Origin of the sequence: Microvirga arvi (assembly GCF_016892765.1) — a bacterium.
Classification (GTDB): domain Bacteria; phylum Pseudomonadota; class Alphaproteobacteria; order Rhizobiales; family Beijerinckiaceae; genus Microvirga; species Microvirga arvi.
In genome coordinates, this window is sequence record NZ_JAFEMD010000026.1 from 48869 (window position 1) to 61791 (window position 12923).

Sequence of the window (12923 nt, forward strand, 5' to 3'; positions counted from 1 at the left end):
TAATTTCCTCTTTCTGCCGGCTCGTCCTGCAGCCAGCAGTGGTTTCTGCCTTGGCACTTGACCCTCCGGGTGCTCGGCCCCACCGCCGGAGGTCATGCCAGGGAGGACGATGGCGGGAACGAAGCAAGGCTGCGGCACAGTCACGAGAGGGAAACACCACCCATGAAATTTTTTATCACAATGGCGATGGCAGGCGCGCTCAGTGCCGGCCATTCACCAGCCTTCGCGCAGGATAGCAGGAACACCCTGACGATTGCGCAGAGCGTCGACGTGGAGTCGCTTGAGCCCCACGCTCTCAACGCATCCGGTTCGATCAACGTGGCGAACCATCTCTGGGTCACGCTGCTGCAGGTCACGGCGAGTGGCGAGGTTCAGCCCTACCTGGCGGAGAGCTATCGGTGGAACGAGGCCGGGACAGAGCTGACCTTCCAGATCAAGCCGGGTCACACGTGCGAGGACGGAACACCGATTACGGCGGAGGACGTCGCATTCTCGCTCAAGCGCGCGGCGGACAAGAAGCTCAACGGCAACATCGCGAGCTTCGTCTACCCGACCATTGGATTTGTCGATGCCCGCGCCGACGGAGACTACACGGCGACCGTGGTGGTCAAGAAATACCAGTCGATCGTGCCGGGCATGCTCGCCCAGGCCTATATCGTCTGCCGGAAGGCCTATGAGGGCATGAGCTACGCGGAGGCGGCGACGAAGCCCTTTGCATCGGGACCGTACCGTCTCAAGGAGTGGAAGAAGGACGATCGCGTCACCTTGGAACGGAACGACAGCTTCAAGCTGCGGGAGGTGCCGTTCAAGACCCTCAACTGGCGGGTCGTTCCGGAGGCGAGCACCCGCCTGGCGGAGCTGATCGCCGGGAACGCCGACCTCGTCACCAACATCCTCCCGGACCAGCAGGCATCGGTCGCGCAGAGCGGCCGAGCGGTCGTGAAGACCGTCAGCGGTACGCGCCGGATCTTCGTTGGCTTCAACTTCAACGAGCCCTTCAAAGCCACGAAAGGCGGCGCGGCGATCCAGAAGCCTGAGGTGCGACAGGCCCTGAACATGGCGGTGGATGTGCCGACCATCTGCCGACAGCTTCTCGCCTTCGAGTGCCAGCGCACGACGGGACCGGCAAACCTGGCCAACCCGGCGCTCAAACCGTATCCCTTCGATCCTGCACGAGCCGAGAAAATGCTCGACGAGGTCGGGTACCCGAAAGGGCCGGACGGCGTGCGCTTCGAACTGACTCTTCAGGGGCCGCGCGGCCGCTACCTCAATGATGTGGCCGTGCAGCAGGCGGTGGGCCAATACCTTGACGATATCGGCGTCCGGACGAAGGTCGAGATCCAGGACTTCATTTCGACCTTCTCGCCCGCCGCACGGGAGCACCGCGCGGGTCCGCTCTACTTCATCGGTCAAGGCGGCGTCACCTGGAGCGCCGTTTACGATATGGCGCTCTTTCCGTCCCGGGAGGCGCCCGTGAACAATGGCATGTGGCACAACCCGGAATGGCAGAGGCGCTGGGACAGCCTGGCTGGCATCCGAGATCCGGACCAGGAGCGGACGGTCGTCAACGAGATGCTGGAGATCTTCTATCGCGATCCGCCTTGGATCATGATGTACTTCCAGCCCGACTTCTACGGCGTGAGCAACCGCATTGCCTGGGAGCCGCGCCGGGACGAACGCATCGATGCACTCACGGCCTCCGTCCGCTAGGCGATCGAGTGATCGTTCCACCCTGGGACGAGCCGCGCTCCGGCCAAGGGACGCCGGCCTCAGGGCAGCGAACTTGGTCATCTCGAACAATGCGGGTGAGCCCGCGTACCCAGTTGAACCGGACGGCTGGCGGCTGCGGCGAGGGGCGGGCCCCGTCGCGCGGGCGATCGCCTGAGAAAGAGGACATCATGGGGGACTTGAAGTGGAGGGATGCCGTCGGAGGGACGGACAACGCTCTTTCTGGAGCGTCCGCATCGGCGCGGGAGCCACTCTTGTCGGTGCGGTCTCTATCCGTTTCGTTTGGGGCGGGAGCCGAGGCGTTTCAGGCGGTCAAGGAGGTCAGCTTCGAGGTGGAGGCCGGCCGGACGCTGGCGATCGTGGGCGAGTCGGGCTCGGGCAAGTCCGTCACCTCCCTCGCCATCATGCGCCTGACCGATTACTCCGGCGGGCGCATCGTGGGCGGCGAGGTGCTGCTCCGTCCCTCGACGGGAGCAGCCCTCGACTTGGTGAAAGCCTCCGACGCTAGCCTGCGCGCGATCCGCGGCAATGACATCGCGATGATCTTCCAGGAGCCGATGACCTCGCTCAATCCGGTCTTCACCATCGGCAACCAGATCGCGGAAACGCTGATCCTGCACCAGGGCCTGAACGGGCGCGAGGCGCGGTTGCGGGCGAAAGACCTTTTGCAGAAGGTGCGCCTGCCGGACGCGGACAGGCTCCTCGATCGCTACCCGCACCAGCTCTCGGGCGGCATGCGCCAGCGGGTGATGATCGCCATGGCGCTCGCCTGCAATCCCAAGCTGCTCATCGCCGACGAGCCCACGACAGCACTCGATGTGACGATCCAGGCGCAGATCCTCAACATCATCCGCGACCTGCAACAGGAGATGGGCACTGCCGTCATCTTCATCACGCATGACATGGGCGTGGTGGCCGAGATGGCCGACGATGTCGTGGTGATGTGGAAAGGCGAGAAGGTGGAGCAGGCGCCGGTGCGCGACATCTTCGCCTCGCCGCAGCACCCTTACACCCGCGCGCTTCTCTCCGCCGTACCGCGCTTAGGTGCCTTCACGGGCCAGCCGCTGCCGAAGCGCACCCCCGTCATGGTGATGGACGGCGGCGTTGCCAAGCCGGTCGGCGGCACGCACGAGCAGGACACGGCCGACTACACCAAGCCGCTTCTCCAGGTGGAGAAGCTCACCACGCGCTTCGATGTGGGAAAAACATTTTTCGGCCGCGTGACGCACCGGGTCCATGCGGTGGAAGAGGTGAGCTTCGATCTCTATCCCGGCGAGACGCTGGCGCTGGTGGGCGAATCCGGCAGCGGCAAGTCCACGATCGGTCGCACGCTGCAGCAGCTCGTCGAGCCCACCGGCGGCACGGTCCGCTTCGACGGGCGTGACATGGCGGCCATGAGTCAGAACGAGCGACGCCGTCTGCGGCAGGAGATCCAGTACATCTTCCAGGATCCCTTCGCCTCCCTCGATCCGCGCCACACGGTGGGCTACAGCATCGCCGAACCCATCATCGTCCACGGCCTGATCAGGGACCGCAAGGCCGTCGAGCGGCGCGTGCACGAGCTTCTGGAGCAGGTTGGGTTGCCGCCGCAGCATGCGCGGCGCTACCCGCACGAGTTCTCCGGCGGCCAGCGCCAGCGCGTGTGCATCGCGCGTGCGCTGGCCAGCAATCCCAAGCTGATCATCGCCGACGAATCCGTCTCCGCGCTCGACGTGTCGATCCAGGCGCAGATCGTCAACCTGCTTATGGAGCTGCAGGAGAAGCGACGGCTGTCCTATCTGTTCATCACCCACGACATGGCCGTGGTGGAGAAGATCAGCCACCGCGTGGCGGTGATGTATCTTGGCCAGATCGTGGAGCTCGGCACGCGCCGTGCGGTTTTCGAGAACCCGCAGCATTCCTATACCCGCAAGCTGCTCTCGGCGGTGCCGATTGCCGATCCGCAGCAGGAGCGGACCCGGATGCGCATCGAGGGCGAGATCCCGAGTCCCGTTCGCCCGGTGGGGCAGGAGCCCGCCATTCACCGCATGGTCGAGATCGAGCCCGGCCACTGGATCGCCCTGGAGGCCGGTGCGGGGGCCAACGGCCTTCGCGGCGCAGCGTGAGCGGCGTAAGGTGCGCACAGGAGCCGAACCGGCCAGACCCGCCGACGACCGGCGCGGGGAAACCCGCGACGTCGATGGGGTGGTCCCCAGCACCGCCGGTGAGCCCCTGACCGCCCCCACTGATCCGTCGTCCAGGCGCGGCGCGACTGCGGCGGCTGTATCCGAAAGCTCGCGCGGCGGGCGGCCCGGTGCGCTCTCGCCCTTCCGGTACCGCATCTTCTGTGCACTCTGGACAGCGATGCTCCTGTCGAATCTCGGGTGGATGATCCAATCGGTCGGGATCTCCTGGATGATGGCATCCATTGGAGCATCCGCGGACGTGGTCGCTCTGGTCCAAGCCTCGATCACGTTGCCGATCATGCTCTTCGCCTTGGTCGCGGGCGCCGTTGCAGACAATTTCGACCGGCGCAGGCTGATGCTCGTCTCGCAGATTTTCAACTGTGCGGCGGCGAGCGGGCTCGCTGTCTGCATCTATCTGGGTTTCGTGACCCCGTGGCTCCTGCTCGCCTTCACATTCCTGATCAGCTCGGGCGCTGCGATCAGCGGTCCGGCTTGGCAATCGCTCGTCGGCGAGATCGTACCGCGCCGGGAGATTCCCTCCGCCATAGCCATCAATGCGGTGGGGTTCAATATCGCCCGGACCGTCGGTCCGGCCATCGGCGGAATGATCCTAGCCGCGGCCGGACCCTTCGCGGGCTTCGTGACGAACGCCTTGAGCTATATCCCGCTTATTGTAGTCCTGTCGTTGTGGCGGCCGCCTGAGCGGCGCCACCCGTTGCCGCCTGAGAACCTAAGAAGCGCGATCATTGCCGGAATCTGCTTCGTGTCCCAGTCCCCGGGGATCCTCGCAGTTCTGTTGCGCGGCGCAGCTTTCGGTGTCGCTGCGAGCTCCTTTCAGAGCCTCCTGCCGCTCATTGCACGGGACAGCGTTGGTGGGGGCCCGCTGACATTCGGTTTGCTGCTCGGCTCCTTCGGCATCGGCGCCATCTGCGGCGCCTTCGTCATCACGCGACTGCGCAGGTCTCTTTCCCTTGAAGGTACCGTTCGCCTTGCCTTCCTGGGATTCGCCTACGCGACGGCGATCGCCGGCCTGAGTTCAGCCGTGGCCCTGACGGCGTCCGGAGCCTTGGTGGGCGGAGCAAGCTTCGTTCTAGTGCTGTCGAGCCTCAATGCGACCGTTCAGCTTTCGACGCCACGCTGGGTCGTCGGGCGGGCCCTCGCGGTGTATCAGATGGCCACGTTCGGCGGGATGGCGCTCGGCAGCTGGATCTGGGGCAACGTCGCCGAACATCTCAGTGTCACCAGCGCTCTCATGGCGTCTGCGGCTTGCCTGGTTCTGGGAGCCGCACTTGGAATACGCTTTGGACTCCCCGATTCCTTGTCCCTTGATCTCGACCCGGCGGATCGTCGCGAAGAGCCGGACATCTCGCTGAGCATCCGGCCTCATTCCGGGCCGATCATCGTGACGGTTGAATACTTGATCCGTGAGGCGGATGAGGCCGACTTCCTGGCTGCCATGAGCGAGGTTCGTCGGATCCGCCGCCGCGACGGGGCCCGGCGCTGGACGCTCCTGCGGGACCTGTCCGATGCGAAGATTTGGATCGAACGCTACCAAAGCCCGACATGGCTCGACCACATCCGGCAGAACCACCGCTTGACGCGGGCGGACGTCGTCGCCAGCGAGCGGGTGCTCGCGCTCCACGAGGGGCCTGATGCCCCCCGGATCAGGAGAACCATCGAGCAGACCAGGCTCAGCCAGTAGGGCCCCCGTGCGGCCCGTCGATCAGCGGGACTGGGGAAGACCTCCGTGGGCCGGCCTGTTCCTGCTGACGCCGGCCCGCTCTTGGATCGGTATGGGCTAGAACCGGAGACGGACGCGGTGGGTTCCTGCCTTCTCGGATTTCGCCGTTACGACGACTTCCGAGGTCCCGCCGGACGTCCTGACAAGCCACTCATACGGCTTCGAGACAGGGGACCATTGCTGGCCCCAGGGCGACCACGTGTACTTTCTCTCGTTCCGTCCTGCCAAGTGCCCGATCTCCACTCTCGCGGGGTTGATCAGGATATCGACAGAGTCGCCCGTGATAGACAGCTCGACGGGCTTGGCGACACCGTTCTCGATGGCAACGTCCGTCAGATTTGTCGGGAGATAGCCGTGGTTGCTGACGACCGCGCGCACCCTGTACAGATTATCTGCGAGCTTTTCGCTGATGACCTGGTCCAAGAGAATGCGTGGTGCGGCGGCCGCGTGGCGCAGATTGAAGGCAGCATTGCGCCGGCAGATATCCTCGAGCATGTTGGGAGGCGGGTTCCGGTAGGTCCAGATATAGACCATGCCGCCGGTTTCAATCGAACCGAGTTGAGGGTGCTCGAACGGACGCCAGTCCCGATATCCCTGCTCTCCGACATTCTTGAGGACCCATTCGAAGACCTGGGCCTGAATCTTCTCCGTTCGAGGACGGAGGTTGTAGTAGGCAACCTTCTCGACGCCCGCCTCGGTTTCGAGATCCCACAGCTCGGTGGAGAAGCTGACGATGCCGAGTTCCTCATAGGTCCAGTCCTTGAGGCTGCCGTAGCGCGGCTTGGACTTGTCGGGCGTGAACTCCTCATAGGTGCTGATTGTCGGATAGCCGGTCAACCGCTCGCCGACGGCACCCAAGTCCTTGTAGAGTGCAAGGTCGCGAGGGCTCATGGCGCTGTCGGGCTTCGTCATGCTTGGCCGCAGGATGATGCCACCATGGGTATGATAGGCAGTCAGCCCGGCAATGTTGGGATGATCGAGGATGAACCGCGCCATCGCGCGCGATTCCGGCTCGGAGAGGGCGCTCTCGCCCGCACCATATTCGCGCGGCGACCAATTGACCGGGAAGTTCCGATTGAGATTGCCGTCGAACGGCCGCTCGATTTTGACGTGCACCCCGTCGTAGTTTTCGATCAGGCCCTCAGGATAGAGGCGGAAATACTCTCCGCCTTCCTCGCCCGGCTCCCGCTGAACCATGAGGCGCGGATCGTTCTCGCTCTTTTTCCACTCGCCCTTCGGATCCGGTACGCGCATGAGCGTGATGAAGCCGTCACCGTCGATATCCTGCGGTTTCAGTCCCTCGATCCGATCAAGACCAGGCATGAAGCGCCCGTTGCCGCACCAATGGTAGTACGGAGGCCTCAATGAGAGTTCCGCCCCATCCGGATTGATCCGCGGCAGCACGTAGAAGACCTGCTGGTCCAATAGGCGGGTCACCTCCTCGTCCGAGCCGTACTGCGTGAGGAGGTGCCAGATCACGTACAGGGCAACGGCGCTGGTCGCATGTTCCTCGGCATGGATTTGCGCGTCGATGTAATAGCCGGGCTTTTCCGAGGCCGATCCCGTCTGAGGATTGGTGATAGTCATCGCCCAGATGTCGCGCCCCTGAAAGGTCTTGCCGAGCGACGTCAACGTCGCGAGCTTGGGGTAAGCCTCGGCCAATGTCTTGAGATGGAAGGTTAGCGTTTCGTAATCATGGTAGGCATCGAACGCGATCTTTGGAGGAGCCATGGAATTTTTCCGTGCGTGGGTCGTGAGGATCAGGCGAAGGTGGTGAGGCCGTTTCTGGCGTAGAAGTCGCCCATGTCGACGACAGTGCCGTTCTGGCTGCTCTCGATCGCGGCGAAGCACAGGGCGAGGGTCTTGAGATGGTCTCTCCCGCTGCAAGGAGGCGGAGCGCCTGTCTGCCGCGATGCGATGAAGGCGCGCAGGAGTTCCGCCGTATCGTCGTAATAGGCGCGAACGTCGGGTAGGGCGACCGGGATTGGAGCAGGATCCGTCCGGCGTGCCACCGCGAGGTCGGAAAAAACCTCGCGCTGGAGAACGACTCCGCCCGCGCAGTCCGTGCGCCACAGGAACATCGGTTCGTTCCAACCTGAGGTCCAGGTTCCAATGTAGCTGACCTCAATCCCGCCTTCGAGCGTCAAAAGGCACTGCACGCTGCTGTCATGCGCATACATGCTCCAGGAAGGGTTCCAGGTGCGGCAGGAGATCGCCTCTACTTCCCGCCCGTAGCAATGGCGGATGAGGTCGAAGTGATGGATGCTCTGCTCCAGCATCATCGGGTGGCGCATGGTCAGGGGATAGCGATTGAGGCCGGGCCGCATCCCGTCCCGGCTGCGCTGGTAGACGAACTGTCCCATCCCGACCGCGCCCAGCTCCCCCGACAAGATGATCTCACGCATCCGCTGGCTGACGGGCAGGTAGCGGAAGTTCAAGCAGACGCTCAAGGAAAGTCGTGCCTGCTCGCTCAATGCGACGGCCGCCTTTGCGTCGGCAAGGTCGACAGTAAGCGGCTTTTCCGCGATGACTGGAAGGCCGGCAGCGAAGATGCGCCGGAGCTGGTCGAGATGGCCGCCCGGCGGCGTTACCAGCAGCACCGCGTCGTGGCCGCCTGCTGCGATGGCACGGTCGAGATCGTCATGGAGCGGGACTGCGGGATACCTCTCGTGAAAGGCGGCCAGCCGCGCCGGATCAACATCCATGGCGCCCGAAAGACCTGCCCCGCCGACCATCGCCACGACGTCGGCCCACATGGTTCCGCGGTTCCCCAGTCCGACGAGCAGGAGTCGCATCTCAGGCCTCGCTCCGCTCACGACTGCTCCCACCGCTGCCCTGGAACAAAGCGTCCGGCATTTGCGCCCTCGATGACCTGGCCGCCCGTATATACCACACGGCCCCCGACGACGGTCGTCGTCACGGCACCGGCGAAGCGCCGGCCGGCATAGAGACCGGAACAATCCCGGGCTGCGGTCTGTAGCGCAGCCGGGACGACAACGGTTTGAGCCGAAAGGTCCACGATGGCGAGATCTGCGTCCGCCCCGATTGCAATCTCACCTTTGCGAGGATAGAGGCCGAACCGTTTTGCGCCGTTTGCTGCGATCAGCCCGATCGCTTTCTCGAGCGGCAGTACGCCTCTGCTCGCGGCATCGAGCATGGCCGGGAGCAGAAACTCCACGCCGGGGGAGCCCGGCGGCGCGGTGAGCATGTTGCCCTTGGCGGCCTCCTTCTCCCTGCGTGAGAACGGCGCGTGGTCGGTGGTGACGATCGAGATCGTACCGTCCGCGACTCCCTCCCACAGGGCCGCCCGGTCGTCGGCCGACCGGATCGGCGGATTGATCTTCGCATCGGGTCCTACGCGGGCGACATCGTCGTTCGTGAAGATGAGATAGTGCGGGCAGGTCTCAGCGCTAACGTCCGTGCCAATGGCCTTGAACGCCCGGATGACGTCCAGGGCGGCGCGGCTTGTCACATGGGCCACGTGGATGCGCACGCCGGTCTTGCGGGCCATGGTCAGAATCTTTGCGACGGCAACAGCTTCGACGATGTCGGGGCGAGACGCCTCGTGCGCGATCGCGTCCGTCCTGCCGGAGGCCTGCTGCGCGCCCATGTAATGATGCATGAGCGGTTCGCTTTCCGCATGGACCACCAGCAGCATTCCGGTCGCGGCGACGCGCCTGAGCGTTTCATACTGGTCGACTTCCTCTGGCAGCGCGAGCCCGGCAAATTCGTCGTCCCGCCTGGGGGGCGCCGCCGTGGTGAAGACCTTGAACGCGACGGCGCCTCTGCGTGCCATCGCCTGCAAGTCGTCCACGGAGGCGATCCCGGGCGCTGCATAGAGGCCGAAATTCACCTGCGCTTCGCCTTCGAAATGGTCACGGCGGGCGTCGAAGACCGCCACGCTGTTGCAGCATGGCTTTGAGATCGGCATCTCGAGGATCGTCGTCACCCCGCCCGCGGCCGCAGCCCGGGTCTCGGAGCCGACCGTCCCGCGCTCCGGGTATGAGGGCGCCCGCACATGGAAGTGCACATCGACGATACCGGGAAGGACGGTTTGTCCACGGATGTCGTGGACCGTTCCGGCTGAAACCTCGGCATTGCGCTCAAGGATTCCGGCGATGCGCCCGCCGCTGATCGCGATGTCGCAGGATGAGATGCCGCCCGGGAGGAGAACGTCACCCCCTCTGAGGATCATGTCGTAGGAAGACGGTGTCATGAGGATCAATGCTCAAATGGAAATGATGCGCTGCTCGATCGGAGTCCCGGCTTGAAAACGGCTCGGAATCTCAGGCTCGGCACCGGTGACGATCATCGTGTTGATGGTCCGGTAGCCGTCGCGGCCGGGGCGATAGATACCCGGTTCGCTCGAGAAGACCATACCGGCTGCCACGGATGTGTCGTCGCCTGGGGCGAGCCACGGGGCCTCATGCCCCTGGACGCCCATTCCATGGCCAATGCGGTGACGGATGTACTCGCCGTAGCCCGCCTCCTTGATGGCGCTCAGCGCGACGGCGTTGACAGACGTGCAGGAGGAGCCGACCCGCAGGGCTGCACGGGCTTCGCGATCCGCCGCATCGGTAGCACGCAGGCAGGCGAGCTGATCCGGGTCAGGCGATCCGATCATGAAGGTCGCGCCACTCTCCGCATGGTATCCACCTACGCTGGCGCCGATTCCGGCGATCAGCGTCTCCCGGGCCTGCGGTCGACGCGGAAGGGTCTTCCCGTGCGGCAGAGCGGCTCGGGGTCCTGTGTGAACCGTTCCGACGATGCCGCAGTTCGTTGCCTCAAAGGACTCGGGCAACTCGCGTTTCATGGCCGTTCGCGCGTAGGCGAGGCCTGCATTCAAGATGTCGAGCTCCGTCCCACCGCGCCGGATGATGGCCGCCGCCTCGATAAGGATGGTGTCGAGCACCATGTCGGCAAACCGGGCGGCGGTCCGCACAAGAGTGAGCTCCGCGTCTGTCTTGAGGTAGCGCAGGCGCTCGACGATATCGGTCAGGACCAGCCGGGTCGTGACCGCTTGAAGGCGCTCGTAAAGATCGGCGCTGAGCGCATCAACGGCGATGCGCGTAAACCCGCTCTTCCGGATCATCCAGGCCACCGAGTGCTCCTCGCCGGGGAACTCCTCGTATGTCTCGACGTCGCCGATCCAGTTGGCCTCAGCATTTTCTTTTTCCAAGAGCGGAGCGAAGATCCTGGGGGACCCCTCGGCAGGGATGAGCAGCCCGATGGGCCGCTCGTTGATGCTGTGGAAGAACCCGCAGGCGTAAATCACGTTATGCGGGTCAAGGATGAGGAGCGCATCGACATCCTTAGCCTGAAGGCTGTCCTTCAAGCGTGAGACGACGCCGCGGTAGAACGACTCGTCGAGGGGAGATGGGGTTCCCAACGGATGACTCCTCACGCCGCGCCGGTCATGCCGCGCCGGACCGGCGCAGAGTCGCGATGGCCGAGGTCATGCGAGCAGCCGCCTCGACCAGGACCTCGGTGGGCTGAAGCGTCGTGATGCGCAGGTGATTGCTCCACGTTTCGCCGAATGCCGTTCCAGGGAAGATCAGGACATGCGCCTCCTTCAAGAGCAGATAGGAAAGTTCAAGAGCCCGCATTCCCGTGCTCGACGCATCCGCCCAGAAGAAAAAACCGCCGCGGGGTTCGCCGAATTCCAGACCCATCGCCTTCAAGCCGTCCCCGAGGATGCGGCGACGTTCATCGTAGGTGGCTCGGAATTCGCGCACGCAGCTGTCGTCGCTGCGCGCAGCCGCCAGAGCGGCGACCTGACTCAGGGTCGCGACCGGACCGGTGGTATGGCTCTTGATGGCCGCCATGGCCCTGATTGCGTGCTCCGGCGCGATGACATAGCCGACGCGCCAGCCGGTCATTGCGTAAGCTTTGGAGAATCCCGACAAGGTGATGACGCGCTCGGCCATGCCCGGCAGGGACGCCATGCTGAAATGGCTGTAAGGCTCCCAGACGAATTTTCCGTAGATCTCGTCCGAGACGACGACGAAGTTGTGCTTCCTTGCGAGCGCGGCGATCTTTTCGCCGGTCTCCGGACGAACGATGCCGCCGGTCGGATTCGACGGCGTTACCAGCAGAAGAGCTTTCGTCCGCGGCGTGATCCGCTTCTCAATCTCTTCGGGACGAACGTCGAAGCCGTCCTCTGCGTAGGTCGGAACGCTGATGAACGACGCGCCCGTGTGGGCGATGGCTTGGTCGTACGAGGAGTAGCGGGGATCAGGCACCAAAATCTCGTCGCCTGGGTTCAGGAGCGCGCTCATCACGAGGAAGAGGCCCTCCTGTCCGCCGGTCGTGACGAGGACGTTGTCTGCCGTGACCTCGACGCCATGATCGCGCACGGCGTTGCGGGCAATCGCCTCGCGGAGTTCGCCCATGCCGGCGACGGGCGCGACCGTCATGGGCTCTCGTGCAGCCGACCTCGCGGCCTCCACGATGAATTCGGGCGTCGGGAGGTCCGGATCACCGCGGCCCAGGGCGATCGCGTCCGGAATCTCCTTGGCCAGATCCATCAGGGCGTAGCGGAGCTTAGCGCCATCGAGCTTCTTGATGTCGGCGAATGTCATCATAGGGCCTCCACGGCGTTGAGCGCCGCCCATTGGGACAGGTTGGTGCTGCAGATCGTCAGGGCCTGTTTGAAGTCACGAAGCCCGGGCGCGCTTTGGTGCGGAGCCGCCAGATAGCCAAGGCGCGCCGTGGCAAGCCCTTTGTCGAGACCGAGGTCGCCGATCGTGACCACCTGTTCGGCCAATCCGGGCAGTGCCGCAGGGTGGAACGTCTCCTGCTCCGAATCGACTTCGTATACGACCATGCATTGGGGTTTGATCAAGGAAAGGCAGGCCCGAATCGCCTCCTCGCCCGCAGAGGCGGGAACGAACACCAGGTCGGCCTCGGCCGCGGCCTGCGACAGGACCGCACCGCGGATCGTCGCTGCGCCTGCCACCGCTTCCGGATGTGCGAGCGCATGAACCGTGCCGCCGGGCTCCACGAGCTGCTGCAGGCAGACGAACCGAGCCTCGGTGAGACCGCAGGTGATCGTCAGGTCTGACGGTCTGCTCGCGAGCCGGAACCGTTCGTTGAGGAGGGCCGACACTTTCTGCCGCAACGGGAGGATACCAGGCCGGTCGGTATAATGGGTTTCACCGCGGTCCAATGCGTCGTTCACCGCATCGATCGCCGCCTGCACCATCCGGTGCGCGCCTGCAGCCGCACTTGGCGGTACATCACGGCCGATCAGTTCAGCGGTCCGGGAGGAAAGGGACATCACCATCTCA

9 protein-coding genes are annotated in these 12923 nt (G+C 64.4%); 3 read left to right on the forward strand and 6 right to left on the reverse strand.

The window, feature by feature from the left end; genetic code table 11:
- The first annotated feature begins 162 nt into the window (after nucleotides 1-162).
- From ILT44_RS16955 to ILT44_RS16965, 3 genes are all read left to right on the forward strand, one after another.
- The gene (locus ILT44_RS16955) at nucleotides 163-1710 is read left to right on the forward strand and encodes an ABC transporter substrate-binding protein (protein ID WP_204240785.1); all 1548 of its coding nucleotides are present in this window, start codon (nucleotides 163-165) and stop codon (nucleotides 1708-1710) included.
- Nucleotides 1711-1898: 188 nt separating this feature from the next.
- Nucleotides 1899-3833, forward strand: a complete 1935-nt coding sequence (locus ILT44_RS16960; RefSeq protein WP_239468311.1) for an ABC transporter ATP-binding protein — start codon at nucleotides 1899-1901, stop codon at nucleotides 3831-3833.
- On the forward strand, nucleotides 3799-5595 hold the full coding sequence (locus ILT44_RS16965; RefSeq protein ID WP_204240787.1) for an MFS transporter: 1797 nt from the start codon (nucleotides 3799-3801) through the stop codon (nucleotides 5593-5595). Before ILT44_RS16960 ends, ILT44_RS16965 begins: the two co-directional genes overlap by 35 nt.
- Before the next feature lie 96 nt (nucleotides 5596-5691).
- Here the strand turns inward: ILT44_RS16965 and ILT44_RS16970 are convergent, their stop codons facing one another.
- The 6 genes from ILT44_RS16970 to ILT44_RS16995 are packed head-to-tail and all read right to left on the reverse strand — an operon-like array spanning nucleotide 5692 to nucleotide 12913.
- Nucleotides 5692-7365: a M14 family metallopeptidase gene (locus tag ILT44_RS16970; RefSeq protein WP_204240788.1), complete on the reverse strand. Its 1674-nt coding sequence runs from the start codon at nucleotides 7363-7365 to the stop codon at nucleotides 5692-5694.
- A 29-nt stretch (nucleotides 7366-7394) separates the two neighbouring features.
- Entirely contained in the window at nucleotides 7395-8429 is a 1035-nt protein-coding gene (locus ILT44_RS16975) for a Gfo/Idh/MocA family protein (protein ID WP_204240789.1), read from the reverse strand.
- A 17-nt stretch (nucleotides 8430-8446) separates the two neighbouring features.
- Entirely contained in the window at nucleotides 8447-9850 is a 1404-nt protein-coding gene (locus tag ILT44_RS16980) for a dihydroorotase (RefSeq protein WP_204240790.1), read from the reverse strand.
- A gap of 12 nt (nucleotides 9851-9862) precedes the next feature.
- Nucleotides 9863-11023, reverse strand: coding sequence for a M24 family metallopeptidase (locus ILT44_RS16985; RefSeq protein WP_204240791.1), 1161 nt, complete (start codon nucleotides 11021-11023; stop codon nucleotides 9863-9865).
- A 25-nt stretch (nucleotides 11024-11048) separates the two neighbouring features.
- Nucleotides 11049-12215 carry a pyridoxal phosphate-dependent aminotransferase gene (locus ILT44_RS16990; RefSeq protein WP_204240792.1) on the reverse strand — a complete coding sequence of 389 codons (1167 nt, stop codon included), beginning with the start codon at nucleotides 12213-12215 and terminating at the stop codon, nucleotides 11049-11051.
- Nucleotides 12215-12913, reverse strand: a complete 699-nt coding sequence (locus tag ILT44_RS16995; RefSeq protein ID WP_204240793.1) for a pyridoxal phosphate-dependent aminotransferase family protein — start codon at nucleotides 12911-12913, stop codon at nucleotides 12215-12217. Before ILT44_RS16995 ends, ILT44_RS16990 begins: the two co-directional genes overlap by 1 nt.
- Nucleotides 12914-12923 lie beyond the last annotated feature (10 nt).